The 26,065-nt window shown below is 69.1% G+C and carries 26 protein-coding genes and 1 tRNA gene; 14 read left to right on the top strand and 13 right to left on the bottom strand.

Translation table 11 applies throughout. From position 1 onward, the window contains the following. Positions 1-20: 20 nt before the first annotated feature. Positions 21-1,037, bottom strand: coding sequence for an HhH-GPD family protein (locus AC4D2F_RS15920; RefSeq protein WP_490911463.1), 1,017 nt, complete (start codon positions 1,035-1,037; stop codon positions 21-23). Positions 1,038-1,119: 82 nt separating this feature from the next. Here AC4D2F_RS15920 and AC4D2F_RS15915 point away from each other — a divergent pair, with 82 nt between their 5' ends. Beyond that, complete coding sequence (locus AC4D2F_RS15915) at positions 1,120-1,833, top strand: hypothetical protein (RefSeq protein WP_490911461.1); 714 nt, start codon at positions 1,120-1,122, stop codon at positions 1,831-1,833. 35 nt (positions 1,834-1,868) lie between these two features. Here the strand turns inward: AC4D2F_RS15915 and disA are convergent, their stop codons facing one another. From disA to AC4D2F_RS15900, 3 genes are all read right to left on the bottom strand, one after another. Continuing rightward, positions 1,869-2,945 carry a DNA integrity scanning diadenylate cyclase DisA gene (disA, locus tag AC4D2F_RS15910; protein ID WP_104167425.1) on the bottom strand — a complete coding sequence of 359 codons (1,077 nt, stop codon included), beginning with the start codon at positions 2,943-2,945 and terminating at the stop codon, positions 1,869-1,871. Positions 2,946-3,150: 205 nt separating this feature from the next. Then, positions 3,151-4,536, bottom strand: coding sequence for a DNA repair protein RadA (gene radA, locus AC4D2F_RS15905; RefSeq protein ID WP_104167423.1), 1,386 nt, complete (start codon positions 4,534-4,536; stop codon positions 3,151-3,153). 50 nt (positions 4,537-4,586) lie between these two features. After that, positions 4,587-5,714 carry an FUSC family protein gene (locus AC4D2F_RS15900; RefSeq protein ID WP_104167421.1) on the bottom strand — a complete coding sequence of 376 codons (1,128 nt, stop codon included), beginning with the start codon at positions 5,712-5,714 and terminating at the stop codon, positions 4,587-4,589. A 222-nt stretch (positions 5,715-5,936) separates the two neighbouring features. Between AC4D2F_RS15900 and pstS the strand changes: the two genes are divergently transcribed. From pstS to pstB, 4 genes are all read left to right on the top strand, one after another. Next, on the top strand, positions 5,937-7,058 hold the full coding sequence (gene pstS / locus AC4D2F_RS15895; protein ID WP_490911460.1) for a phosphate ABC transporter substrate-binding protein PstS: 1,122 nt from the start codon (positions 5,937-5,939) through the stop codon (positions 7,056-7,058). 156 nt (positions 7,059-7,214) lie between these two features. Beyond that, positions 7,215-8,147: a phosphate ABC transporter permease subunit PstC gene (gene pstC, locus AC4D2F_RS15890; RefSeq protein WP_490911457.1), complete on the top strand. Its 933-nt coding sequence runs from the start codon at positions 7,215-7,217 to the stop codon at positions 8,145-8,147. A gap of 1 nt (position 8,148) precedes the next feature. Then, complete coding sequence (pstA, locus tag AC4D2F_RS15885) at positions 8,149-9,252, top strand: phosphate ABC transporter permease PstA (RefSeq protein WP_490911454.1); 1,104 nt, start codon at positions 8,149-8,151, stop codon at positions 9,250-9,252. A gap of 78 nt (positions 9,253-9,330) precedes the next feature. Next, on the top strand, positions 9,331-10,110 hold the full coding sequence (gene pstB / locus AC4D2F_RS15880; RefSeq protein WP_104167413.1) for a phosphate ABC transporter ATP-binding protein PstB: 780 nt from the start codon (positions 9,331-9,333) through the stop codon (positions 10,108-10,110). Between the two features lie 152 nt (positions 10,111-10,262). Here pstB and AC4D2F_RS15875 read toward each other — a convergent pair whose 3' ends face one another. The 3 genes from AC4D2F_RS15875 to AC4D2F_RS15865 all read right to left on the bottom strand — a co-directional run bounded on the left by AC4D2F_RS15875 (position 10,263) and on the right by AC4D2F_RS15865 (position 12,753). Further along, entirely contained in the window at positions 10,263-11,273 is a 1,011-nt protein-coding gene (locus AC4D2F_RS15875; RefSeq protein WP_104167411.1) for an inorganic phosphate transporter, read from the bottom strand. Further along, a complete protein-coding gene (locus AC4D2F_RS15870) occupies positions 11,274-11,891 on the bottom strand; it encodes a DUF47 domain-containing protein (RefSeq protein WP_104167409.1) in 618 nt (205 codons plus the stop codon). It abuts the gene before it with no gap. 214 nt (positions 11,892-12,105) lie between these two features. Next, on the bottom strand, positions 12,106-12,753 hold the full coding sequence (locus AC4D2F_RS15865; protein ID WP_104167407.1) for a hypothetical protein: 648 nt from the start codon (positions 12,751-12,753) through the stop codon (positions 12,106-12,108). 141 nt (positions 12,754-12,894) lie between these two features. Here AC4D2F_RS15865 and AC4D2F_RS15860 point away from each other — a divergent pair. The 6 genes from AC4D2F_RS15860 to AC4D2F_RS15835 all read left to right on the top strand — a co-directional run bounded on the left by AC4D2F_RS15860 (position 12,895) and on the right by AC4D2F_RS15835 (position 17,295). Then, a tRNA-Lys gene (locus AC4D2F_RS15860) sits at positions 12,895-12,971 on the top strand. Positions 12,972-13,194: 223 nt separating this feature from the next. Then, positions 13,195-13,815 (top strand): hypothetical protein, encoded by a 621-nt coding sequence (locus AC4D2F_RS15855; protein ID WP_490911452.1) that lies wholly within the window; start codon positions 13,195-13,197, stop codon positions 13,813-13,815. 123 nt (positions 13,816-13,938) lie between these two features. Next, entirely contained in the window at positions 13,939-15,210 is a 1,272-nt protein-coding gene (locus AC4D2F_RS15850; RefSeq protein WP_490911450.1) for an endonuclease/exonuclease/phosphatase family protein, read from the top strand. A 246-nt stretch (positions 15,211-15,456) separates the two neighbouring features. Next, on the top strand, positions 15,457-15,690 hold the full coding sequence (locus tag AC4D2F_RS15845; RefSeq protein WP_104167401.1) for a hypothetical protein: 234 nt from the start codon (positions 15,457-15,459) through the stop codon (positions 15,688-15,690). Between the two features lie 148 nt (positions 15,691-15,838). Beyond that, a complete protein-coding gene (locus tag AC4D2F_RS15840) occupies positions 15,839-16,576 on the top strand; it encodes a hypothetical protein (RefSeq protein ID WP_306738510.1) in 738 nt (245 codons plus the stop codon). Continuing rightward, complete coding sequence (locus AC4D2F_RS15835; protein ID WP_104167399.1) at positions 16,573-17,295, top strand: hypothetical protein; 723 nt, start codon at positions 16,573-16,575, stop codon at positions 17,293-17,295. Before AC4D2F_RS15840 ends, AC4D2F_RS15835 begins: the two co-directional genes overlap by 4 nt. A gap of 267 nt (positions 17,296-17,562) precedes the next feature. Here the strand turns inward: AC4D2F_RS15835 and AC4D2F_RS15830 are convergent, their stop codons facing one another. The 5 genes from AC4D2F_RS15830 to AC4D2F_RS15810 all read right to left on the bottom strand — a co-directional run bounded on the left by AC4D2F_RS15830 (position 17,563) and on the right by AC4D2F_RS15810 (position 22,226). After that, complete coding sequence (locus tag AC4D2F_RS15830) at positions 17,563-17,841, bottom strand: HPr family phosphocarrier protein (RefSeq protein ID WP_104167397.1); 279 nt, start codon at positions 17,839-17,841, stop codon at positions 17,563-17,565. A 52-nt stretch (positions 17,842-17,893) separates the two neighbouring features. Beyond that, positions 17,894-19,987 carry a PTS fructose transporter subunit IIABC gene (locus tag AC4D2F_RS15825; RefSeq protein ID WP_490911448.1) on the bottom strand — a complete coding sequence of 698 codons (2,094 nt, stop codon included), beginning with the start codon at positions 19,985-19,987 and terminating at the stop codon, positions 17,894-17,896. Further along, positions 19,987-21,006, bottom strand: coding sequence for a 1-phosphofructokinase family hexose kinase (locus AC4D2F_RS15820; RefSeq protein WP_490911446.1), 1,020 nt, complete (start codon positions 21,004-21,006; stop codon positions 19,987-19,989). The genes AC4D2F_RS15825 and AC4D2F_RS15820 overlap by 1 nt, the downstream gene beginning before the upstream one ends. Further along, a complete protein-coding gene (locus tag AC4D2F_RS15815) occupies positions 21,003-21,770 on the bottom strand; it encodes a DeoR/GlpR family DNA-binding transcription regulator (RefSeq protein WP_104167391.1) in 768 nt (255 codons plus the stop codon). Before AC4D2F_RS15815 ends, AC4D2F_RS15820 begins: the two co-directional genes overlap by 4 nt. A gap of 198 nt (positions 21,771-21,968) precedes the next feature. Beyond that, on the bottom strand, positions 21,969-22,226 hold the full coding sequence (locus AC4D2F_RS15810; protein ID WP_104167389.1) for a DUF6458 family protein: 258 nt from the start codon (positions 22,224-22,226) through the stop codon (positions 21,969-21,971). Between the two features lie 339 nt (positions 22,227-22,565). Between AC4D2F_RS15810 and AC4D2F_RS15805 the strand changes: the two genes are divergently transcribed. Both AC4D2F_RS15805 and AC4D2F_RS15800 read left to right on the top strand, forming a co-directional pair. Further along, a complete protein-coding gene (locus AC4D2F_RS15805) occupies positions 22,566-22,835 on the top strand; it encodes a GlsB/YeaQ/YmgE family stress response membrane protein (RefSeq protein WP_104167387.1) in 270 nt (89 codons plus the stop codon). 188 nt (positions 22,836-23,023) lie between these two features. Continuing rightward, positions 23,024-23,809: a hypothetical protein gene (locus AC4D2F_RS15800; RefSeq protein WP_104167385.1), complete on the top strand. Its 786-nt coding sequence runs from the start codon at positions 23,024-23,026 to the stop codon at positions 23,807-23,809. Here the strand turns inward: AC4D2F_RS15800 and AC4D2F_RS15795 are convergent. Next, positions 23,806-25,053: a DUF445 domain-containing protein gene (locus AC4D2F_RS15795; RefSeq protein ID WP_104167384.1), complete on the bottom strand. Its 1,248-nt coding sequence runs from the start codon at positions 25,051-25,053 to the stop codon at positions 23,806-23,808. The genes AC4D2F_RS15800 and AC4D2F_RS15795 overlap by 4 nt on opposite strands. A gap of 129 nt (positions 25,054-25,182) precedes the next feature. On the opposite strand from AC4D2F_RS15795, the gene AC4D2F_RS15790 reads away from it, so the two are divergent. Then, the gene (locus AC4D2F_RS15790; protein WP_104167382.1) at positions 25,183-26,049 is read left to right on the top strand and encodes a glycerophosphodiester phosphodiesterase; all 867 of its coding nucleotides are present in this window, start codon (positions 25,183-25,185) and stop codon (positions 26,047-26,049) included. Positions 26,050-26,065 lie beyond the last annotated feature (16 nt).

Below are 26,065 nucleotides of genomic sequence, written 5' to 3'. Positions count from 1 at the left end.
GCGCTCGAGGGAGGACGCGCCTAGCCCGGCAGCCGGACCCCTTCGCCCAGTTCCTCGGCGAGACCGTCCGCGAGGAGACCGGCGAGGGCGCGCTCGAGCTGCTCGGCCGGCGCCCGCAGGCCATGCAGGGCCGCCAGGGCCTCCGGCAGGACGACGCCCGCGGTGGCGCCGTCGGACGAGCCCATGCCGAGGTCGGCGGGTGCTTCCAGGAGGAGGGAGCGCGGGATCGGTGCGTCGGTGTGGCGCAGCACCGCGACCATGGCGCCCCGCACCTGCCGGTCCGTCCCGGCCCAGGCCTGGCCCTTCGGGACGTAGTCCGGCGCGGGCCGTCCCGCGGCCACCCACGCGCAGGCGTCCAGCACGGGACAGGCGTGGCACTGCGGGGCCCGGGCCGTGCAGATGACGGCACCGAGTTCCATCACCGCGGCGTTCCACCGGACGGACAGCGCGTCGTCGTGCGGCAGGAGGTCCGCGGCGCGCTTCGTCTCGGCGGCCGTCAGCGCCGGGGCGGGTAGCGCGCTGCCCCCGAAGAGGCGCGCATGGACCCGGCGGATGTTCGTGTCGACGACGGTCTCGCGCCGTCCGAAGGCGAACGCCGCGACGGCGGCCGCGGTATAGGTGCCCACCCCGGGCAGAGCCAGGAGGCCCTCGTAGGTCGAGGGGACGGAGCCGCCGTGGCGCTCGACCATGGCGGTGGCGGCCCCGTGGAGGCGCAGGGCGCGCCGGGGGTAGCCGAGGCGTCCCCAGTGCCGGACGGCGCTGCCGGAGGGTTCCGCGGCGAGGTCCGCGGGGGTGGGCCAGCGGTCGAGCCACTCCTGCCAGACCGGGAGCACCCGGACCACGGGCGTCTGCTGCAGCATCACCTCGCTGACGAGGATGCCCCAGGGCGAGCAGCGGGCGTCCCGCCACGGGAGGTCACGGGCCGAACCGGCGAACCAGTCGGTCAGCCGGCCGTGCAGTGCGGGCAGGGGCGCTGCGGCGCCGGCCGCATCCGTCGGTCGGGCGGGACCGGTGGACGCCGCGGTACCGGGGTTCATGGGTGCTCCTGGATTCTTGTCCCCACTACTCTATCGACCGGTGCGGTGCCCGGAGGAACGGGGGACCCCCTAGCCTTGATGGATGGCATCCACGGATCACGGCACGGGCGGACCGACGGGCGGTGGCGGTCGCCGCCCCGGCCCCGGCGTGTACAGGCGGCGCCGCCTGGTGGTGGCCATCCTGGTGGTCCTCGTCGTGGTGGCGCTCGCCGTCGGGGGTGCTGCCCTGGCAGGGCTCTTCGGGCGGCAGGACGATGCGGGCGATCCGTCCTCCGCGCCCGGGTCGACGTCCTCCCCGACAGGCCCTGCCTATTCGGCGAGCCGGACGCCTCCGAGTGCAGCGCCGAGCGCGGGCTCGTCGTCGGCGCCTGCTTCTCCCGGTGCCACTCCGAGCGGGAGTCCGTCGGCGGGCCGGTGCGATCCCGCCGCCGTGGTGGTCGTTGCCGAGACCGACGAGCGCACCTACTCCCCGGAGGAGAAACCGGTCCTGTCCCTGGTCATCCGCAACGGGGGGACCACTGCGTGCGCGGTGAACGTGGGTACGTCGCAGATGGAGTTCGTCCTCACCCGAGGCGCCGAACGTGTGTTCTCGTCGATCGACTGCCAGGAGTCCTCGGAGGATCTCGACCGCGTCATCGAACCGGGCGGCGAGGAGCGGGCGACGTTCGAGTGGGCGCGCAACCGCACGGTACCCGGGTGCACCGTGGTGGAGGAGGAGCCGGCGGAGGGCAGTTACACCCTGACCACGCGGCTGGGCGCGAGGAGCAGCGCCCCGGTGACGTTCACGCTGCAGTAGGCCGGCAGGCCGCCGCGTCGAGGGGCGCGGCAGGCCTACATGAACCGGTCGAGGAGGCTCGTCTCGGCGATGCGCGACAACCCCTCGCGGACGGTCCGTGCGCGCTGCTCGCCGATGCCGTCGACCGCCATGAGGTCCTCGATGTTGGCGGCCATGAGATTCTGCAGTCCGTCGAAGTGCTCCACCAGGCGGTTCGCCACGGCGGGCGGCATGGCCTTGATGCCGGACAGCAGCCGGTAGCCCTTCGGCTGGATGACCGCCTCCAGCGAGTCGAGGGAGGGGTTGAAGCCCAGCACGCTGGCGATGGTGCCCAGGTCGATGAGGTCCGTCGAACTGAAGCCCTGCAGCGTCGCCACGCGCTCCTCGACCGGGGCCGTGCTGCTGCCGAGGTCCATGTAGTCGCGCAGCACCATCTCGCTGCCGGGCCCCAGGCCCGTGGTGAGCTCCTCCACCTGCAGGGAGAGCAGGCGCCCGTCGACGCCGAGTTCCAGCACGTACTGCGAGATCTCCTCGGAGATCCTGCGCACCATCTCCTGGCGCTGCAGGGTGACGGCGACGTCGCGCACCGTGACCATCGCCTCGATCTCGAGGGCGGACAGCGAGTTGGTGACCTGGTCGAGCCGTGCGCGGTACCGCTCGAGGGTTGCCAGCGCCTGGTTGGCTCGGGCGAGAACCGGCTCGGAGCCCTCGAGGACGTGGCGGAGGCCGTCGATGTACAGGGCGATGATCTGCATGGACTGGCTGACGCTGATCACGGGGAGTCCGGTCTGCTTCGCGACGCGCTCGGCGGTGCGGTGGCGCGTCCCGGACTCCTGCGTCTCGATGGTGTGGTCGGGTACCAGTTGCACCGCGGCGCGGAGGATCTTGCTCGCGTCCTTGTCGCAGACGATCGCGCCGTCCATCTTCGCGAGTTCCCGAAGTCGCGTGGGAGAGAACTCGATCCCGATGTCGAACCCGCCGGAACAGATGGAATCGACCGTGCGGTCGAAGCCGAGAACGATCAGCGCACCGGTCCGCCCCCTCAGGATTCGCTCAAGACCGTCGCGCAGATGCGTGCCCGGGGCTACTCTGGCGAGGGTGGCTTTGAGCGCGTCCTCCGGACTCCGAACCATGGCCCCATCCTTTCACCGCCCGCGCTCTTGAAGGCCCGGCGCAGTCGGGCGGCCGCCGTCGAACCCCGGACGGCGGGCAGCGGCCCCGGCGTAACGCCAGGGCCGCACCTAATACTACTGGCGCGCACAAATTCCTCCGTACCCGCAGGGGTCGCAGAACCGTCATGCGCCTCCCCGTCCCGCGGCAGGGCCCGGAGCGGTGCCGTCAGAACAGCAGTGCAAGAGCCTCCGCGAGCGTGGAGACCTCCCGTACGGAGAAGCCCTTGGGCACCGGCCCCGTTCCGGCGGGCGAGGCGGGAACGATCGCATGCGTGAACCCGAGGCGCTGCGCCTCCTGGATGCGCCGGCCGATGCCCGGGACCGGGCGCACCTCGCCGGCGAGGCCCACTTCCCCGAACGCCACGAGCCGCGCGGCCAGTGGCTGGTCCGTCTTCGCGGAGGCGATCGCCAGCGCGACGGCGAGATCGGTGGCGGGCTCGGTCAGGCGGACCCCGCCGACCGTCGCGACGTAACTGTCGTCCTTGTGCAGGCTGACAGACGCGCGGCTCTGCAGTACGGCCAGCAGCATCGCGACGCGGGAACTGTCGAGTCCGCTGGTGGCGCGCCGCGGCTGGGAGTTGGGTGACTCCGCGAGCAGGGCCTGGACTTCCGCGAGAAGGGGGCGCCGGCCTTCGAGCGTCACGGTGATGCATGTCCCCGACACCGGGTCCTTGGTGCGGGACACGAAGAGGCCGCTGGGGTCGGCCAAGCCCTCGATACCGCTGTCCGTGAGGTCGAAGCATCCCACCTCGTCCGTGGGCCCGTACCGGTTCTTGACCGCGCGCAGGAGGCGCAGACGGGAATGGCGCTCGCCCTCGAACTGGCACACGACGTCGACGAGGTGCTCGAGGAGCCTCGGTCCGGCGATGGAGCCGTCCTTGGTGACGTGCCCGACGAGCAGCGTGGTCATTCCCCTCGCCTTCGCCGCCCCGATGAGTGACGCCGCGACTTCCCGCACCTGCGTCACCCCGCCGGCGCTGCCGTCCACCGCGGCGCTGCTGAGCGTCTGCACGGAGTCGACGATGAGCAGTGCGGGGTCCACCTTCTCGACCTGGCCGAGGGCCTGGCCCAGGTCCGTCTCCGCACTCAGGTAGAGGGAATCGGCGACGGCGTCGATCCGGTCGGCCCGCAGCTTCACCTGGGCCGCCGATTCCTCCCCCGTCACGTAGAGGACGTTCTTGCCGAGCCGTGCGACCCGCGCGGCGACGTCGAGGAGGAGGGTCGACTTGCCGACGCCCGGTTCGCCGGCGAGGAGGATCACGGCGCCGGGCACCAGCCCGCCGCCGAGGACGCGGTCGAGCTCGTCGATCCGGGTGGGCTGGTATCCGGAGAGTGTCGCGTCGACGTCGGCGATCCGCCGGGCCGGCGTCGTGACCGCCGTGGCGGCAGTGGTGCGCGCGACGACCTGCCCGGTCTCCTCGACGGTGCCCCACGCCTGGCACTCCCCGCAGCGACCCACCCACTTCGCGGTGGTCCACCCGCATTCGGCGCAGCGGTAACCCGGGGTGTTGTTGCGGCCCGCGCGTGCGGCGGGGGAGGTCTTCGTGGCCATGCTTTCAGGCTACCGGCGGCCACCGACAGCCAAGGCCACGCCGGCGGCCCTCAGAGCCGCGGCAGGTAGTCGGCGGCGTCCTCGTGCGAGAGGCCCGTGGCGCTGAGCAGGTCCACGATGAGCGGCCGGAGGAGCAGGACGAGGCCCTCACCCTCGAGCCGGCTGATGTGGAGGGTCTTGGGGTGGAGGTCCGTGGCAATGGCCGCCAGTTCGTTGCGTGCCTGCCGCAGGTTGAGGCGCCGCTCGGCGGAATCGCTGACCGACAGGGCACGGCTCAGCACGTCGACGGCGTCGGCCGTGTCCTCGAGGGACTGGCTCAGGGCCTCGATCGCCTCGTCGGTGAGCGCCGCGTGGTTGATGACAGAGGTCAGGCGGCGGGAGAACACGCGGCTGTTGCGGATGGCGAGGTCGATCGAGTCGATCGCGTCCCCCAGCGAGCCGAGTTCCTCGCGGTGACGGCGGTACGCGGGGGAGATGCGTGCCACCTCCTGGGCGGCCTTCATGCTGCCCGTCAGGCTGTCCAACTGGGACTGGCAGTTCCGCGCACGGACCAGCGCGTGCCAGGCCAGCGTCGAATCGCTCTTCCGGAGGGCCGAGGCGCCCTCGCGGAGCACGCCGGAGAGCTCGTCCAGGAGTCCCCGCACGTTCGTCTTGGGCTCGCGGCGCGGGTCGCGGGGCAGGAACACGGTGATCACCAGCGCGAACAGGCCACCCACGATCGCATCGGCACTCCGCGTGAACGGCCCGCCCTCGGGCGCCGGGAGCAGCACCACCAGCAGCGACTGCAGCCCGAGCTGCGTCGTGAAGATCGTCCCGCTGTCCAGGAACCGGGCCAGCAGGATCGAGACGAACAGCACGAGGGCGGCCTGCCACAGGCCGGTGCCGAACAGGGCGAGCAGGAGGTCACCCACCGCGATCCCGAGGGTGCAGCCGATCGCCACCTCCAGGACGCGCCGCACCCGGGGGTCCCGGGAGAAGCCCAGCGAGATCATCGAGGACGTCGCCGCGAACAGCGGTCCGTTGTGGCCCAGGACCTGCTCCGCGAAGGCATAGGCGCCCACCGCGCACACGGTCATCTGCAGGGCGGTGACCACGGAGTTGGCACTGCGCCTGAACCCGATCCGGGAGCGCTTGCGCAGGAAGGCCAGTGTGGCGGACATTCCCTGGCGCGGCGGCATGGACCCAGTCTAGGAGGTGCGTCCTGGGCCGGGAGGCCGCCCCTTCATCCAGGACGCAGCAGCCTCACAGGACAATGGACCAGCGCTGTTAACCTTCCGTTAAGGTTCCTTGGTCAGTCTCTTCACCTGCGCTGCCTAGCTTCGATGGAGTACAGGAACGCGTACATCTCTCGAGCGCCGTCCGCGCATCGATGAATTGATCCCTGGAAGGGGCAAAATCTAGTGAAGGTTCTTCGCTTTGGCCGCGCTGCGGCAGTCATCTCGGTAGCCGCGTTGGCGCTGACCGCCTGTGGTTCCGACAATGCCACGGGCGAGACCCCCGCATCCGAGGGTGGCAACGCGTCCGAAGGCGCAGCTGCCGTCAGCGGCACCCTGACGGGTGCAGGTTCTTCAGCCCAGAACGCGGCGATGACGGCCTGGCAGGAAGGGTTCTCCGCTGCCAACAGCGGCGCCACCGTGCAGTACTCTCCCGACGGTTCCGGCGCGGGCCGTGAGGCCTTCCTCGGGCAGGCTGTCCAGTTCGCGGGCTCCGATGCCTTCCTGGACGATGAGGAGTACGAGGCCTCGAAGGAGTTCTGCGGTCCGGACGGCGCGATCAACATCCCCGTCTACGTCTCCCCGATAGCCGTCGCCTTCAACCTCGAGGGCATCGACACCCTGAACCTCGACGCCGCCACCATCGCGTCGATCTTCCGCGGCGAGGTCGCCACCTGGGACGCCGAGGCCATCGCCTCGCAGAACCCGGACGCCGAGCTTCCCAGCACGCCGATCACCGTCGTGCACCGCTCCGACGACTCGGGCACCACCGAGAACTTCACCGAGTACCTCGCCGCCGCCGCTCCCGACGTCTGGACCGATGAGGCCGACGGCGCCTGGCCGGCCGCCTACGTCGCAGAGAACGCCCAGGGCACCAACGGCGTCGTCTCGACGACCACCAGCACCGACGGCGCCATCACCTACGCCGATGCGTCGGCCGTCGGCGATCTGGGCCAGGTCAGCGTGAAGGTGGGCGAGGAGTACGTGCCGTTCAGCCCCGAGGCCGCCGCGCTGGCCGTCGAATCCGCCACGCCCGTCGAAGGCCGTTCGGACGTCGACATGTCCCTCGAGCTCGAGCGCGACACCACCGAGTCGGGCGCCTACCCGGTCGTCCTCGTCTCGTACCACATCGTCTGCAGCACCTACGAGGATCAGGAGACCGCCGACCTCGTCAAGGCCTTCGAGTCCTACGTGGTCAGCGAGGAGGGTCAGCAGACCGCCGAGGGTTCCGCAGGGAGCGCTCCGATCTCCGACAACATCCGCATGGATGCCGAGGCCGCTATCGAATCCATCACGGTAGCCTCCTAGCTGATGCCGATGCCCCGTCCGGTTTCCCCTGGGAACCGGACGGGGCTGTCCACTGTCCGGGGTCCTGCTCGAAGGGGACGCGTGCTCGAGACTCCCGTACCGTGAAACTGTTCTGAGCGCGCAGCGCCCACCACCACTCGCCATGAAGGATTCCCCGTGTCGACCAACACCCTGACCAGAAGTGAAGTGGGAGGGAAGTCCGGAGACAAGATCTTCTCCGGCGCCACCCTCGCCGCAGGATGCCTCATTCTGGCAGTCCTTTTCGGCGTTGCCGCCTTCCTCGTCATTCAGGCATTACCCACTTTCAGCGCAGACCCCGCTGACATCACCGGGGGTGAGGGCTTCGGGTCCTACATCTTCCCGATCGTCATCGGGACGATCATCGCCGCCTCGATCGCGCTGCTGATCGCGACTCCTCTCGGGATCGGCGTCGCGCTCTTCATCTCGCACTACGCGCCGCGACGGCTCGCCCAGGGCTTCGGCTACCTCGTCGACCTCCTCGCGGCGATCCCGTCCGTCGTCTACGGGGCCTGGGGATACGCGGTCCTCGCGCCGCAGCTCGCCATCGGTTACGGCTGGCTGGCGGAGAACCTCGGCTGGCTTCCCATCTTCGAAGGTCCGGCGAGCCAGACCGGGCGTACCATCCTCACGGCCGGCATCGTCCTTGCAGTCATGGTTCTGCCCATCATCACCTCCCTCAGCCGGGAGATCTTCCTGCAGACGCCGACACTCCACGAGGAGGCGGCGCTGGCCATGGGTGCCACGAGGCTCGAGATGATCCGCATGGCCGTCCTACCCTTCGCGCGGGCGGGCATCGTCAGCGCGGCGATGCTGGGCCTCGGGCGGGCACTCGGAGAGACGATGGCCGTCGCGCTCGTCCTGTCCGGAGGGGCGCTCACGGCAAGCCTCATCCAGTCGGGCAACCAGACGATCGCGGCCGAGATCGCGCTCAACTTCCCCGAAGCGTTCGGGTTGAGGCTGAGTGAGCTCATCGCTGCAGGCCTGGTGCTCTTCGTCATCACCTTGGCAGTCAACATCATCGCGCGCTGGATCATCAGCCGCCACAAGGAATTCTCAGGGGCAAACTGACATGAGCAGCTCAACACTCGAGAAGCGGCGCTCGCAGCTGACGAAGGGCAGGATGCCCGGGTACGTCGTCTGGGTGGTACTGGCCGCGGCGGTCGTCCTGGGCGCAGCGGTCTCCGCCCTCATCGGATTCAACATCATCGTCTGGGCCATCCTGACCGCGGTCTTCTTCGTCGCCGGAGCCACCATGATCACGGCGGCCTTCGGCGGCACCCGCAAGGCCTCCGACTCCCTGATGACGTACCTCGTCTACGGCTGCTTCATCATCGCCCTGCTTCCTCTCCTGTCGGTCATCTGGACCGTCCTCGAGCGGGGCCTGCCGGGGTTGTCCTACGACTTCTTCTTCACCTCGATGAACGGCGTCACGGGAGCCACCGACAATGCCTCGGCGGAGAACGGGTCGCCCGTCCTGGGCGGCGCGTACCACGCCATCATCGGGACCCTCCAGATCACACTCTGGGCCACGCTCATCTCCGTCCCGATCGGGCTGATGGCGGCCGTCTACCTGGTCGAATACGGGACCGGCGGACGGCTCGACCGCGCCATCACGTTCTTCGTCGATGTCATGACCGGCATTCCGTCGATCGTCGCCGGCCTGTTTGCTGCGGCCCTCTTCGGACTGCTGTTCGGCCCGGGGACCCGGACAGGTTTCGTGGCGGCCGTAGCGCTGTCCGTCCTGATGATCCCCGTGGTGGTCCGCTCCACGGAGGAGATGCTGAAGATCGTCCCGAACGAACTCCGTGAAGCCGCCTATGCGCTGGGGGTCCGCAAGTGGCGGACGATCGTGAAGGTCGTGGTACCGACCGCCATCTCGGGCATCGCCTCCGGAGTGACGCTCGCCATCGCGCGGGTCATCGGCGAGACCGCGCCCATCCTCGTCACGGCCGGCTTCGTGAGTTCGATCAACACGAACGTGTTCAGTGGCTGGATGAGCACCCTCCCGACGTTCATCTACTATCAGATCCTCACGCCGACGTCCCCCACCAACATCGATGCCAGTACCCAGCGCGCCTGGGCGGCGGCCTTGACCCTGATCGTGATGGTCATGCTCCTCAATCTGGCCGCCCGTCTCATCGCCCGTGCCTTCGCTCCGAAGACCAGTCGATGACCCGGCACTGCGGCTCGAACACCCACCTCTCCCACGACCGGCTGCTGTCAGCACGCGGTTACTACCGATAAGGAAGCAATGTCCAATCGCATCGACGTCAAGGACTTGAACGTCTACTACAGCAAGTTCCTTGCCGTGGAGGACGTCAACATCAACATCGAGGCCCGTTCGGTGACGGCGTTCATCGGCCCCTCGGGCTGCGGCAAGTCCACCTTCCTCCGCACCCTCAACCGCATGCACGAGGTCATCCCCGGCGCCCGCGTCGAAGGTGAGGTGCTGCTCGACGGGGACAACCTGTACGACTCCGCGGTGGACCCGGTGACCGTGCGCGGACGGATCGGCATGGTCTTCCAGCGGCCCAATCCGTTCCCCACGATGTCCATCCGCGACAACGTGTTGGCGGGCGTGAAACTCAACAACAAGCGCATCAGCAAGTCCGACGCCGACTCCCTCGTCGAGAAGTCGCTGCGCGGCGCCAACCTGTGGAACGAGGTCAAGGACCGCCTGGCGCGTCCCGGGTCGGGTCTCTCCGGCGGACAGCAGCAGCGCCTGTGCATCGCCCGGGCCATCGCGGTCTCACCCCAGGTGATCCTGATGGACGAGCCCTGCTCGGCACTGGACCCCATTTCCACGCTCGCCATCGAGGACCTCATCAACGAGCTCAAGGCCGAGTACACCGTGGTGATCGTCACGCACAACATGCAGCAGGCCGCGCGCGTGTCCGACAAGACGGCGTTCTTCAACATCGCCGGAACGGGCAAGCCGGGCAAGCTCATCGAGTACGGGGAGACCACCACGATCTTCAACAACCCCGCCGTGAAGGCCACCGAGGACTACGTCTCCGGCCGCTTCGGGTAGGCGTATCGCGCGAGGAATACGACGACGGCGGCTCCCAAGGGGGGGCCGCCGTCGTCGTATCCGGAGATCGCACGCGGCAGGCCTTCGTCGGGCCTGAGGGCTGGCTCGGGTGCCGCGACCCGCCCCGGGAGGGGGTGGAGGTGCGGCCCGCCTCACAGGAGCGGGCTGAGCGCCAGGAAGAAGACGGCCCCCAGGAGCGCGGTGGCCGGGGCCGTCGCGAGCCAGACACCGAGGATCCTGATCACCCGGGGGCGCTGGACGGAGGCGAATCGCTGGTTCGCGCCGCCACCGACGATCGCGGCCGCCATGGTGTGCGTGCTGGACAGCGGCATGTGCAGGGAGATGGCGCCGATGAACAGCATCGCCGAGCTCACGCCCTGCGCCGTCATACCGCGCAGCGGATCGATGTGCACCAGGCGGTTGCCGAGGGTATGGGTGATGCGCCACCCGCCGAAGAGCGAGCCCGTGGCCAGGAGTGCGGCGGCGAAGAGCTGGACCCACAGGGGCATCTCGGAGCCCGCCGCGTAGCCCGAGCCGACCAGGGCCAGCAGGATCACCGCCATGGTCCGTTGCCCGTCCTGGAGCCCGTGGCCCAACGCGAACGTGCCGGCCAGGACGGATTGCGCCATGCGGTTCCCGCGGTTCACCTTCGCCGGGGACCCGTGGCGCAGCAACCAGGTAGCGGGGAAGACCGCCGCATAGGCGAGGAGGTAGGCGACGATCGGCGAGAGCACGAGGGGCACCGCGATCTGCAGCAGCAGTGTCTCGCCCGCACCGCTCATCGAGAGCCCGTTCGCCAGTTGCGATGCGCCTCCCGCGCCCAGGATGCCCCCGAGGAGCGCATGGGTCGACGACGACGGGATGCCTCGATACCAGGTGATCACGCCCCAGATGCACGCGGCGAGCAGCGCGGCCATGAGGACTCCGAGCCCGGTGGGCCCGGAAGGGAGGCCGATGGCGGCTTCGGCGAAGAACAGCGCCAGCGTGGTGCTGAGCAGCGCTCCGATGAAGTTGAAGAGGGCCGCGAGCAGGACGGCGACCGTGGGCGTGAGCGCGCGGGTGCGCACGGCGGCGGCCACGGAGTTGGACACGTCGTGGAAGCCGTTGAGGAAAGCGAATCCGCCTGCGGCCGTGACCACCGCGCCGAGGAGGAGCGGCTCCACCTACGATTCCTTGACGAGGATGCTGCCCACCTGGGTCGCCACCCGCCGGATGTCCCTCGTGACGTCGACGAGCTGGTTGGCGACGTCACGGTGCCGGGCATAGACGAGCGGCTTGTGGTCGTTGAGCAGTTCGGCGCACCAGCTGCGGTGCGTCCGTTCGGCCCGCCGGGCCAACCGCAGAATCTCGATCCAGTATTCCTCGAGCTCGTCCATCGAATTCAGGTGCTGCATGGCCACCGCGGTCAGTTCGGCCTGCCGGTTGATCACCTCGAGCTGATCGGCGGCCCGGTGGCTGAGCTTGCTCAGCTTGTACAGGGCGATCAGCTCCCCGGCGCCGTCGAGCTTCTCGATCGCCTCGTTGAGCAGGCGGGACAGGGCGTACAGGTCCTCGCGGGGCAGCGGGTTGATGAAGGAGGTCCGCATGGAGGTCAGGAGGGCGAAGTGCAGGTCCGTCGAGGCGGACTCGTGCTGGTGGAGCTCCTCCGACAGGCGGTCGTACTCCTGCGTCGAGGCCCCGAGGATGGCCGACATGGTCCCCACGCCGAGCACGAGTTGCCGGGCCATGCGGGAGAGGAGTTCCAGTCCGGTGTTTTCCTGCGGGAAGAGGCGTAGTTTCACGGAGTCTTCCTCAAAGGGACAGGGACTGCCAGCACGCCGACGGTGGCCACGCTGGATGCTGGAGGGCAGAGTAGTGGCGTCGAACCGGGAGCGCCTCTCGGCGGAAGGCCGCTCGAAGCGGCTGAGTGTTGAAGCCCGGGGGTTCCACGGTCCGACGCCGACTTAAGTCTTGCCCTCGCCGGAGCCCCTGTCAACATCGGCCCCGGCGAGGGGTTCAGTCGAGCTCCCCGCGCCGCCAGGATGCCGCTGCGTGCTCGAGATCCTCGGCCGTCTTGATGAGCTGATGCGAGTTGCGGGTGAGTTTCGTGGCGTGGGGGCCGTTGGCGACCTCGGCGTCGTCGGCGTGGTGGGCTTGCCCGAGCGCGACCACGCGGCAGAACGCGGCGAAGCGTTCGAGTGCGACGTCGAACTCCCCCTCGAACGCTCCGGACAGGATGGTGTCGGCCATCGCCTCCATCTCCGCGGCGCCCGGTGGTTCGGCGACGCCGGCGACGACCTTCGAGACCTGGGCGGCTTCCTTGCCCGAGGCGAAGTACGCGGCCATGCGATCGGGGTTCTGCTGGGTGGCCGAGCGGAGCGCGTAGAGGCGCCACAGGGCGCCGGGCAGGGACCGCGGCGGGCTTGCGGCCCACATCTCCGCGATGGCGTCGAGGCCCTGCTGGTCGGCGAGTTCGACGAGCCGGCGCGTCACGTCCGGATCGTCGGAGTCTCGCCCGTGATGGACGAGGGCATGGGCGGCCATGTGGGCCGCCTCCGACACCCTCGACGGGTCGATTCCCCCCGCGAATACCTCGAAGTCCGCGGGGGCGAATGGCTTCGGCTTGTGGGGCCGCGGGCTGTTGTTCGTATATTCGCCGTCCATGAAATGAGGATACTCCTGGGCGATTTCAGGCAGGAAGGCGGGAGTCCCGGGGCAGTCCTCGCGGCGAGGGCGATTGCGATAAAGTAGGCGGGTCGGCGCCCGACGACGATCTCCATGATGCGACGTCCGGGTGCATGGCGCGGGCCCTTAGCTCAGTTGGCTAGAGCAACGGACTTTTAATCCGTGGGTCGTGGGTTCGAGCCCCACAGGGCCCACCAGCAACACGAGGGTCCCGGCCTGGCCGGGGCCCTTTCTGCTGCCCGGTCGGAGGAGGCGCCGTCCCCTCCCCGCCATGCCGGGACCGACGAGAAGCGCCCCCGATCGACGGAAGACCCTCCGCGATCGGGGATTGACTGGAGACCCCTGCTCGTTTGAACTGGTAGGAACTGGTGTACGGCAGGTGCGCCGAGAGGCCCCCGAGCCGCAGCGGAGAGGGAATTCATGGACGCCGTCGCCCTGATGGGTAGCCTGGCCGCCTGTGCCGCCATGGTCGGTGCCGCGGCACTGACCGCATGGCGCGTCGACGCCGCCTCCCGGCGCGGTGGTGATGCGGACGACTCCTTCTGGCTGGCGTTCGGCGGGGTGGTGGTCGTCGTCGGTGCCGGCATCGTCGCCGGAGCCCTGGGCGCGGCATGGCTGGCGCTCGCGGTGGGCATCACCTCCTCCGCGGCCGCCGTCGCCTGGACCGTGGGCCGCCATGAGCAGCGGCGCCGCCGTGCCGAGGAGGCGTCGCGGGCAGCGGTGAGGGAGGATCTGCAGCGCCGCCACGACGACGTGCTGCGGCGTTGGGCGGACTATGAGGTCGATCCGGGCAAGGCCATCCATTACCCGGGCATGCACGAACCCGGGAACCCCGCCGTACGCCCGGTGGTGCAAGCCGTCCGTGCTGCAGGCTCGGCTCGCGACGCCGTCACGGCCTCCCCGGACGACGAGACCGGGAAGGCGAGGTACGCCGTTGCAGTAGCCCGCCTCGAGCAGACCTTCGAAGCAGCCGAGCGGGACCTCGGAGCCCTCGAGGCGCGACGCCCGGGACGGCATCGGGCCACCCCGGGTCGACCTTGAATCGTTACCTTCGCGCCGGCTGCGGGACGCCTTTCGCCGTTAGGCTCAAGTTACCCGAGCGAACTGCTTGGGCAGGGCGCGGCCATGGGGCGGCGTCATCTCCATGACCCGAGGAGGGAAGCAATGCGAGTCCTAGGGCGCTGCGTCACCGGCCTGCTGGCCGTCTCGCTCCTCGTGGTACCCGCTCCCCTCGCCGTCGCCAAGCCTGCGGACGAGACGCGGGCAGTGCTTCCGCACAGCAACCAGGGCGCCCGGCAGGAGGTCCGCTTCGCCACGTACAACGCGAGCTTGAACCGGTCCTCGGCGGGCGAGCTGGTCCGGGACCTGCGCACGCCGGGCAACGCGCAGGCGAGGGCGATCGCCGAGGTCCTCCAGACCAACCGCCCCGACGTGGTGCTCCTCAACGAGTTCGACTACGTCCCGGGAGGCCGGGCTGCAGACCTGTTCCACCAGAACTACCTGTCGATCGGTCAGAACGGCAAAGCCCCGCTCGACTACCCCTACGTGTACACGGCGCCGTCGAACACCGGTGTTCCCAGCCGGTTCGATCTCAACAACGACGGTTCGGTGGGTGGTGCGGACGATGCGCTGGGCTTCGGCGCGTTCGAGGGCCAGTACGGCATGGTCATCTACTCCAGGTACCCGATCCTCACGGAGTCCGTGCGGACCTTCCAGGACTTCCTGTGGAAGGACACGCCCGGCGCGCTCCTTCCCGACAACCCCGTCACGGATACCCCGGGGGACTGGTATTCCGCGAGTGAGCTCGCCGTGCTCCCGTTGTCCAGCAAGTCCCACTGGGACGTGCCGGTGAGCGTGGGCGGGAAGACCGTCCATGTCCTGGCAAGCCACCCCACGCCTCCCGTCTTCGACGGCGTGGAGGACCGCAACGGCAGGCGCAACAGCGACGAGATCCGCTTCTGGTCGGATTACGTCACCGGTGGATCCGACGCCTCCTACATCTACGACGACGCCGGGACGTCCGGGGGCCTGCAGCGCGGTGAACGCTTCGTCGTGATGGGGGACCAGAACAGTGACCCGCTCGACGGCGACTCACTGGACGGGTCGATCGGTCAGCTTCTGGGCAACAAGCTGGTGCAGGACCCACTGCCGTCGTCGAGCGGAGCCACCGAAGCCTCCGCGTTCCAGGGCGGCGCGAATGCCGACCATCGAAGTGATCCCCGTTACGACACCGCGGATTTCGAGGATCTCACCGCCGGCAACATTCGGGCCGACTACGTACTCCCGTCCCGCACGCTGCGGGTCGCGGCGGCAGGGGTCTTCTGGCCGCGGGCGGGTACGCCGGGCTCGGAACTGACCGGGATCTTCCCCTTTCCCACCAGTGACCACCGCCTGGTCTTCGTCGATGTCACGCTGCACGGGGTCCGTGAGCGCTAGGACCGCCGCACCCCGGCGCTCTTGTCCCGCCGCTCCGGCCGGGTGTACGGTCATGGGCATGAGGACACTTCTTTTCCAGTAGGTGAGCCGGCTTCGGCCGCGTTCCACGCCACTTGTCGATGACACCCTCCAAGGGCGCCCACTGAATCTGTCCGGTCCTCCCAGCACGCGCGTCGCGAGTTTCTCGCGCCCCGCACTGACCCGCCCAGACACGTTCCGCGGGCGTCCGTAGCCGAAAGGAACACCATGACCAGCACGCCCCAGAACCAACAGCCCCAGGACGACGCGTCAGCAACCGATACCGGCGGGACCCCTGTGGGGGCCGGCGCCCGGAAGCTGCAGGACGACCCCAGGGCGCAGCTCGCACTGGCGAAGAAGAACCATGCCGCCAGTCCCGCCGCTGCGACCGGCGCCGGCCACGCCAAGGCCGCGCACGAGAGCAGCAAGCAGGGGAAGAAGGAGAAGAAGGTCCGCTGGTAGGCACCGTGCGGCGGCCTGTGCCGTCCTGACGAGGCAGGCCGCTTAACTGGAGCTGGCTCCGAGTTCTGCGTATGGGGGAATCGCAGAACTCGGAGCCAGCGATCTCAGTATACTTCGACGGGATACTGGAAAGTCCAATCGAAAGGTGATGATGGCCGTCACAGCCAAGGCGTTCCAGCTGTGGCGTTCCCGGATTGCACCCGAGGACACGGTGACCGACCTCTGCAGGGTCGCGGGCATCAAGCGCTCCACCCTTGCCCAGCAGCTCGTCCGGGGCAAGGTCTCGGTGCCGACCATCGTGGCCATCGCCCGCGGCTACGGGCTCCCGCCCGTGGAGGCCCTCGCCGAGTTCGAGGGCTACGGCGACCTCCAGGTCGGCATCCGGATGCCGACCGACGCGGAACTCGTCAGCCAGGTCTCGCACATCGACATCCTTCGGTTGCTCGTGGCCCGCAGCGAGGACCGGGAGTGCACGGGGACCGACCTGCAACTGAATCTTGCACCCTTCCCGCATCGGAACTCGGTCAGGGCCTGGATCGAGGCGATCGACCCCGGTGACATCCGCCAGCAGTTGGCGGCCAGCACCGGTGTGGCCCGCCAGAACCTGTCCGCTCAGCTCACGGCAGGTCGGCTCGCGCCCGAGATCGCCGTCGAGGCCGCCCGGATCGCCGGGGTCTCCCTCACGAGCGGGCTCGTGGTCACCGGGCTGCTGACACCCGACGAGGGAGGCTGGCCGGCGGACGGGCGGGCCCGTGCCCTCTGTGCCCTGGGTGACCTCGAGCTCGTTTTCCTCGCCCGCGACCGCCTCGACGTCCTCGGCAAGCAGATCCGTCGGGCCGAGCTCGACGACGGCAAGGACCGGGCCATGTGGGAGAACCTCGGATGAACGCGATGACGATCCAATGGGCGGCACTCGGCCTGTGCGCCGCCGGCTCCGCGATCCGCATCCCGGGCCTGCGGGACGCTCGTGGGCGCACCATGTTCCTGGCGCTCGTGCTCCTCACCTTTGCCGTCGGTCTATCGATCGATCCGCTCTACCGGGCGATGGACGCGGTCCTCGGCGGTGTCAACGTCGCGAACCTCCTGCTGCGGATGGCCCTGTACGCCGTCTTCCTGCTGTTCGGGATCCGGATGGCGGCCGCCTTCGGTTCCATGCGCGCCCGGCGTCTGATCGCAGGACCCTTCGGCCTGTCCATCCTGGCCCTGACGGTCGCGGCGACACTCCACTTCTTCGTGTCCAGTGAGCTCGAGGGGAGCTCGACCGGCCTGCACGCCTTCGCGGGCCAGGACACGGTGCAGCAGTACGCCGCGGTCGGTCGGCTCTATCCGGGGTATGTTGCAGCCTGCCTCGTGATCCCGGCGGCGCTGGCGGCCTTCGACCGGCATGCGCGGATCATCCACCGCGTCGCGTGCGCCCTCGTGGCCTCCGGCTACTCGCTCGTGGTGGTGTTCGTGCTGCTGAGGCTGACGGCCCTGGACCTGATGTACTGGGACGTCCTCCTGCCGTTCTCGGCCATCCTGCTGACCGTCCTGGGCCTCTGCCTGATCCGGGCGAGCCACGTCATCGGCAGGAGAAGCGCCTCCGCCGCGAACAGGCTCGCCTAGACGGCCGGGCGGATCGACGCCGACTGCACGGCGTGCAGGAATAGTGACGCGTTTGTGTCCTCCTGCTGTTCACGTTTCCATCATGGTGTGCGAAAATTATGATTATGTAACTGCCGCTTTCCGTGGGGGGTCAGCGGATCGTTACCCGGCAGGCAGGTACGCCCGTCACAACGGGTGGACTCACCTGTTGGTCTCATGCTGGGGACGCACGAAGGGCACCACCCGCCACGTATGCACGGCGGATGGTGCCCTCTGTGTCGGTGCGGACTACGCGGCGTCGTGGTCCGTCTCGATGATGCGGGCCAGGGCCTCGAGCGCGCTCTCGGCGCCGTCACCCTCGGCGCGCAGGACGACGACGTCGCCGTGCGAGGCTCCGAGGCTCATGAGCGACAGGATGCTCGACGCGTCCATGGCTTCCTCGGCGGGCTCGCCGTCCATCGCGATCGTGATCTCGAGGGGAAGCTCTCCCGCAGCCTCTGCGAAGATCGATGCCGGGCGGGCGTGCAGCCCCACGCGGCTCGCGACGGTTGCCTTGCGTTCTGCCATGATGTGCTCCTTTGTCGTGAATGGGTTCCAGTACAGCCAAGCCGACTGGAGGTCAGGCTGCAACCGGCTCGGACGCGGGCGTCTCCGTCTTGCGGGTCGCATAGCGCTTCAGGGCGATCACCGCGAGTGCCGAGATGACCATTCCGACCAGGATCGCGACCACGAACATCGCGAAATTCCCGATCGCGAAGAAGACGAACAGGCCGCCGTGCGGGGCCTGCGAGGTGACGCCGGTGCCCATGATGATGGCGCCGGTGACCGCGGAACCCAGCAGGGATGCAGGGATCACGCGCAGCGGATCGGCGGCCGCGAACGGGATGGCGCCCTCGGAGATGAAGCTGGCACCAAGCAGCCAGGCGGCCTTCCCGTTCTCCCGCTCCGGCTCGGTGAAGCGGTTGCGGTCGATCAGGGTGGCCAGGGCCATGGCGAGCGGCGGGACCATGCCGGCGGCCATGACGGCCGCCATGATCTGCAGGGGTGCCACGTTGTCGAGCGACGCGGCCCCGAGGCCGGCGACGGCGAAGGAGTAGGCGACCTTGTTGACCGGGCCGCCGAGGTCGATGGCCATCATGAGGCCGAGGATGACGCCGAGCCCGATGGCGGCCGTACCGGTCAGCCCGGACAGCCAGTTGTTGAGGCCCACGGTGAGTGCGGCGATCGGTCCGCCGAGCAGGAGGAACATCAGGCCGGACGCCACGATGGACGCCACGAGCGGGATGATCACCACCGGCATGAGGCTCCGCAGCCAGCGGGGCACGGACAGGCGGCCGATCATCATGGCCGCGTACCCGGCGAGCAGGCCGCCGACGATCCCTCCGAGGAAGCCTGCGCCCATGAAGCCGGCCACCGCACCGGCGACGAAGCCGGGAGCGATGCCGGGACGGTCCGCCAGTGCGTACGCGATGTAACCGGCGAGGGCGGGGACGAGGAATCCGAGCGACAACTGGCCGATCTTGAAGGCCACGGCCCCGAGGTACTCGCCGAGCCCTCCGGCCGGCAGATCCACCAGGCTGTTCTCGAGGACCACGGCGTCCGCGGTCTCCGTGATGAGGTACCCGCCCAGGAGGAAGCCGAGGGCGATGAGCAGGCCACCGCCCGCCACGAACGGGATCATGTAGCTGACGCCGGTGAGCAGTGCGCGCTTGAGCGTGCTGCCCACGCTGTCCCGGCCACCGTCGTCATCCGCCTGCTGGTCACCGGCGGTGCCGGCGACCCTGCGCGCATTGGGGTTCCCGGCCGCGGCGAGGGCTTCCTCCACCATCTCGCCCGGCTCGTCGATGCCACGCTTGACGGGCGAGCTGATGACGGGGAGGCCGGCGAAGCGCTGCTTGTCGCGGACGTCGACGTCGACGGCGAAGATCACGGCATCGGCCGCGGCGATGACCGACGGGTCCAGCGGCGTGGCGCCGGAAGAGCCCTGTGTCTCGACCTGGAGGTCGATCCCGCGCTCCTTGGCCGCCGCGACCAGGGAGTCGGCCGCCATGTAGGTGTGGGCGATGCCGGTGGGGCACGCGGTCACGGCTACGAGGCGTCGCGCCCGGGTGTCGGTCGACCGGGTCCGGTCGACGGCGGGCCCCGTGGTGTCGGTCCCGGCGGGCGAGGTGCCGAGCGTGGCCGCGGCCTCACTCGTGCGGGAACCGGCGGGGGACCCGGCGGAATGGGCTCCGGCGGCCGGGGCAGCTGACGGCGCGTCGCCGAGGCCGAGTGCACCGTTGACGAGGGCGACGACGTCGGCCGGGGACTGCGCGGCGCGCAGCGAGGCGGTGAAGTCCTTCTTGATCAGCGACCGGGCGAGCTTGGACAGCAGTTTCAGATGCTCCTGGTCCGCCCCGTCGGGGGCGGCGATGAAGAACACGAGGTCCGCCGGGCCGTCCTTGGCCCCGAAGTCCACGGGTGGGGACAGGCGTGCCATGACGAGGGTCGCTTCCGAGACGGCCGTGGACCGGCAGTGCGGGATCGCGATGCCGCCGGGGATGCCGGTCGAGGTCTTCTCCTCCCGGGCGAGTGCGTCGGCATACAGGCCGTCCACCTCCGTGGAGCGGCCCTGGGCGGCAACCCGCTCCGCGAGGTGGCGGATGACCGAGGGACGATCGTTCCCCAGGTCCATGTCCAGAGCCACGAGCTCCGGAGTGATGATGTCGGACATCAGAATTCCTCCTGTTGGGGCCCTGCGGTGGACCCGATTGCGCTTGGTTCGATCACGGGCAGCGTGACCTCGAGGGGTGTGACCACGACGACGTCCGGCGTGGTCTGGTCGAGCGATGGAACTGTGGAACCGGGAAGGGCAGCGGCCGCCGATCCGTGGGCGACGGCCTGGCGCAGGCAGTTCTCCGGACGTTCTCCTGCAGAGTGCGCCAGCAGGTAGCCGGCCAGCGCGGAATCGCCGGCGCCGACCGTGGAGCGTGCCGTGACGGGTGGATGCACGGCATGCCATGCCCCTGCGTCCGTCACGAGCAGGGCGCCCTTGGATCCAAGGGTCGCCAGTACCGCTCCGACCCCCGCGGCGATGAGCACCGCGCAGGCCCTCGCGGCCAGTTCATGGTCCTGCTCGAGCTCGTCACCCGTGCCGATACCGCTCAACTCGCTGAGCTCCTCGGCGTTGGGCTTCAGCAGGTCCGGAGCCGGGATGCCGGCGGCGGCCGCGATGAGCGGCCCGCCGCTGGAATCGATCGCGACGAGGGGCGCCTCCGGTCCGTACGCCTTCCGCACGGCAGCGGTGACCGTCGTGTAGAAGGTGGACGGGACCCCCGGGGGCAGCGACCCGGCGAGGACCAGCCAGTCCGCGCCGTCGCTCTCGGCGACCACGACCGCGAGGAGTTCCTCGAGGCCGGCGGGGGAGAGTTCGGGGCCGGGCTCGTTGATCTTCGTCGTCGTGCCGTCCGGCTCGGTGATGGCCGTGTTGATACGGAGCCCGGCGCCGATCGGCAGGTTGCGGAACGGGAGGGAGATGCTCCGCAGCCCCGCGAGGACGGCGTCGTCGTCGTCGCCGGGCACGATCGCGAGGGTCCGGATGCCGGACATCGCGAGGGCGCGGCTCACGTTCACGCCCTTGCCTCCCGCCTCCTGCACCACGCGGACGGCACGCTGGACGGCTCCGCGTACCAGGGGCGTGTTCAGCTCCACGGTGCGGTCGATACTTGGATTGGCGGTGAGGGTGACGATCACGCGACGATCACCTCCACGTCGGCGTCGGTGAGGGCTTCCGCGAGGGGTCCCCGGGGTGCTCGGTCGGTGATGAGGGCATCGATATCCTCCAGGTAGGCGAAGCTGGTCAGGGTTTCCTCGTCGAACTTCGACGAGTCCGCCAGGAGCACCACGCGCCGGGCGGAGCGGACGAGGGCGGTCTTCACGGCCGCCTCGTCGACGTCGGGCGTGCTGAGGCCGAAGCCGGCCGCGAGCCCGTTGGCGCCGATGAAGGCGATGTCCGCGCGCAGGCGGGAGAAATGGGTCACGGTGCTGCTGCCGACGGCGGCACTCGTCAGTGCCCGGACCCGGCCGCCCACGAGTTCCACGCTCAGCCCGGCACCCGAGATCAGCGCGGCGATCGGGACGGAATGGGTGATGACGGACAGGCCTGTGCGGCCCTCCTCGACGAGCAGGTCGGCGAGGGCTCCGGTGGTACTCCCGGCATCGAGCACGACGGCGCCGGTCACGGGGGTGAGCGCGAGGGCTGCCTCTGCGATGCGCCGCTTCTCCGGGGAGCGCTGCGCAGATCGGCTGGTCAGGCTCGGTTCATTCGTCGTCGCGCCGCTTCCGGCGACGGCGCCGCCGTGGACACGCCGCAGGACGCCGTCGTTCTCGAGGAGGGCGAGGTCCCTCCTGACGGTTTCCTTGGTGATGCCGAAGCGCGAGGAGAGCCCAGCGACGGTGACGCGGCCGTCGGCGGAGACCAGGCTGCTGATCTGGCGGTACCGCTCTTCCGCGAACATGGGGACTCCATCGTCGTGGCCGTCGGTCGGGGCCGACGGCATGTGGCTTCATCTGTGTTTGAGTGACTCTATCTTTGCTTTGGGTGTGACGTCAAGCACTTTTGTGCCCTGAAATCGGAAGGAGGCGCCACATCCGGCCGTAAACGCAGACAAAGAAAGGCCGGGACATGGTCCCGGCCTTTCTGGTGCTACTGGAGGTCAGAGCCCCGAATCGCGGGTCTCGTTGCGCGTGATGGTCTCGCCGGTGTGGGGATCGACGACGGATCGCGACTCCGACACGCGGTTCTGCCTGCGCGGAGCCGCGAGGAGGAGGGAGGCGATCAGGCCGATCACTCCCACCGCCATGAGGATGTAGCCGACCAGGTTGATGTCGACGATGCTGACGACGTCTGCCTGAATGGCAAAAGCAAGAATTGCACCGAGTGCAATAAGGAAGATCGAAGAACCGATTCGCATTAGCAATACTCCTTCAGTGAGGGCTCGATGGGAGTTTTATAACAATTCCCCAGCGGTTTCGCTTCCAGTGCCACCCACTCCCGAGGCGGGCCCGCCTGCCGTCATCATACGGCGTGTCGCGCTTCCTGGAGGCGTGTCGGCGCGCCGAACCTGCGCACCGTAACACTTCGGGAAGTATTCGCTCCCGGCACTGCTGAACGATATTCGCAGGGTGCTACGATTGCACCCTAAGCAGGCTGATGAAGTACACTTGAGGTGAGTTGCGCTCAGGTGCATCGAACTAACAGGTAGTGCGCTTCCCTCGGGCGGGGCACTGGATATCACTCAAGGAGCATCATTATGGGAATTATTGGTTGGCTTGTTCTGGGCCTTCTCGCCGGCGCGATCGCAAAGCTGATCCTCCCGGGTCGCCAGGGCGGCGGATGGGTCATCACGCTCGTCCTCGGCGTCGTCGGAGCCCTGCTGGGCGGATTCATCGGTAGCGCGATCTTCGGCGTCGGTGTCGACAGCTTCTTCGACCTGTCGACGTGGCTGCTGGCCATCGGCGGCGCACTGATCGTGCTCGTCATCTACGGCGCCGTCACCGGCCGCAAGGGCTCGCGCGTCTAGTCAGCAGTACCGGCTGCACCGTGGGGGAGCAGTTGTCGAGAGGGCGTCACCGGCTACCGGGGGCGCCCTCTCCTGTCGCCGGAGCCTGACGGGCGGCCCTCTGCCGGCAGCAGAACCCCGGCCCGGCAGCACACGCCCCACCTAGAATCATCAGCAGCAGCACATCGATCACCGGCGGAAGGACCACGATGTTTGGCCGTAACAAGGAGAACCCAGCCGCGAAGGCTGCGAACAAGACACTGTTCGACAAGGACGGCAACCCGAAACCCGCCATCCTCCGGGGGATCGAGCGCGCCCTGGACATCCAGCGGCCCCTGATCATCGCCAACATCGACCGCCTCCGTGGCCGCAACCCGGAAGCGTCTCCCGCGGAGCTGACGCTACTGCTGGAACGCGACTACCTGCGCGCCACGACGGTCGCCGGAGCGGCCGTCGGCGCGACTGCCGCCCTCCCCGCCGTCGGCACACTCGCCGCGCTCGGACTGTCCGGCGCTGCGACGGTCGGGTTCCTCGAGGCGACCGCGCTCTACGCCGAGTCGGTCGCCGAACTGCACGGCGTCCGCACGGATGACCCCGAGCGGTCGCGCGCCATGGTGATGGCCATCCTCATGGGCGAGGAGGGCACCGCGCTCGTCCGCTCCATCCTGGGTTCCTCCGCCGGGCAGGGAGCACCCCAGTACTGGGGCCAGCTGGTCGACAAGTCCGCTCCGGCGTCACTGGTGAAGACCCTGACCGGGTCCATCCAGAAACGGTTCCTGAAGAAGTTCCTCGCCAAGCAGGGCGGCTTCATGCTCGGGCGCGCACTGCCGTTCGGGGTGGGCGCCGTGATCGGCGGAACCGGTAACCACCTCATGGGCAAGGCCGTCATCCGCACCACGCGCGAGGCCTTCGGTCCGCTGCCGCGGACCATCCCCGGCGAGCTGGCCGAGGTGCTGCAGCTTCCCGATCCGGACTCGCGGAAGAAGCGGGCCTAACCGAAGATCGCGTGGGCGACGGCGAAGATCAGCAGGCCGGCCAGCGAGCCGACCACGGTGCCGTTGATGCGGATGAACTGCAGGTCCTTGCCGACCTGCAGTTCGATCTTGCGTGACGTCTCCTCGGCGTCCCAGCGGCCCACCGTCTCGGAGATGACCCCGGCGATCTCGCTGCGGTAGGTGCGTACGGCGTAGGAGGCGCCGTCGGCGATCCACAGGTTCACGCGGTGGGCGAGGTCGGCGTCGCTCGTCAGGCGTGAGCCGAAGTCGCGGATGGCCGCCTTGAACTTCGAGGTCAGTTCGCTGTCCGGGTCATTGACGGCCTCCAGGAGGGCGTTCTTGATGGTCGACCAGGTGCGCGCGGTGAGGTCGCGGACCCGGGGGTCGTCGAGCAGCTGTCCCTTGATCTCCTCGGCCTTGGCGATCGTCTCGGGCTTGTGCTGCAGGTCCCGCGCCAGGTCCCTGAGGTATTTGTCGATGGCGATCCGGACGTCGTGCTGCTGATCGTCCTGGATCGCACGGATGAATTTCGACAGTTCCGCGTGCACGCGGTCACCGACGACGCCGTCGACGAGGCGGGGAACCCAGGTGGGGGACCGCTGCGCGACGACCCGCGTCACGACGGCGTAATTGGCGTCCACCCAGTCGGCGGCGCGGTCCACCAGCAGGTCCACGAGCCGGTGGTGGTGTCCGTCCGCGAAGACGCGCTCGGCGATACTGCCGATCGGCGGGCCCCAGGGTGGATCCAGCAGGTGCTTCCGGACCATCGATTCGATCACAGCCTGCACGGCGTCGTCGTTCAGGACCGTGAACATCCCCCGGATCAGCGCTGCTCCCTCCGCTGCCACCCGGTCGGCGCTCTCCGGCTTCGAGAGCCAGGCCCCGGCCTTCTGGGCGATGCGCGCCGAGTCCAGCTTGGCCCGCACCACGTCCTCGGAGAGGAAGTTTTCCTCCACGAACTGGCCGAGCGACTCCCCGATCTGGTCCTTCTTGCGGGGGATGATGGCGGTGTGCGGGATGTTGAGGCCCATCGGATGCTTGAAGAGGGCCGTGACGGCGAACCAGTCGGCGAGCGCGCCGACCATGCCGCCCTCTGCGGCCGCCCGGACGTACTGGAGCCAGGGATAGGTGTCCTGCAGGGCGAAGGCCACCACGAAGATCACCGCCATGAGGGCCAGCAGCCCGGTCGCGAGCATCTTCATGCGGCCCAGGGCGGCTGCCCGCTCGGCGTCGGTGTCGGTCATCTGCGCGTTCACCCTCCCGAGTCTACGAGGGTGGCCTCACGCCCGGGGCGGACCGGCCGCCCGTGGTGCCCGGATCGGCCGGTCGCGTACCGTGGGAGGGACATCAATCACCACGTGAGGGGATGCCCCGTGCCTCCTGTGATCTTCGCCCATCGCGGCAGCAGCGGCACCTACGCCGAGCACACCCGCGCCGCCTACCTCCAGGCCCTCGCGGACGGCGCGGACGGCGTCGAGTGCGACGTCCACCTGACCCGGGACGAACAGCTCGTGTGCATCCACGACACCACCGTGGACCGCACCACCAGCGGGTCGGGCCGGGTGGCCGACCACACGCTGGAGGAGCTGCGTGGGCTCGACGTCTGTTCCTGGAAGGGCGCGAGCATCCCGGCCGACTACGGCGGTCCGTCCGAGCAGTTCCTCACGCTCGCGGACCTGATCCTGCTGCTGCGCCGCGCGGGGCGCCCGGTCCGGCTGGCGATCGAGCTGAAGCACCCGAGCCCGTTCGGCCTGCGGCTGGAGGACGCGCTCATCGCCTTCCTCATGGACGAGGGATGGGACCCGGAGTCCTCGATGCTCGGCACCATCGAGGTGAGTTTCATGAGCTTCAATCCTGATTCGATGCGGCAGCTGGCCGAATCGGCGCCGTCCCACATGCTGTGCCAGCTGGTGTCGGACATGAAGCCGCAGGAGGTGCGCGCCGCGCTGCGCTTCGGCCCGCTCACCGAGGGCGCCCTGATCACCGTCATGCGACGCGCCCTGAAGGAGGGCGAGCAGCTCGTGAACCGCCATCAGGTGGGCATGGTGGGCCCGGGCATGCGGTACACCCGCACCCATCGTGGCCGTGTGCGACGCTGGGTCCGCGACGGGGTGCGGGTCCGCGTGTGGACCGTGAACTCGGTCGAGGATGCGCTGTACCTCGCGGAGCTCGGGGTGCAGGAGATGACGACGGACTACCCGGCGCGGATCCGGGCCGCCCTGGAGGGAGAGCGCGGCTGACCGGGCTCTCCTGCGG

The sequence above is a fragment of the Arthrobacter sp. TJ-263 genome, assembly GCF_058269155.1.
Note: the sequence above shows the minus strand (reverse complement) of the source record. Positions and strands in the feature narration are given on the sequence as shown.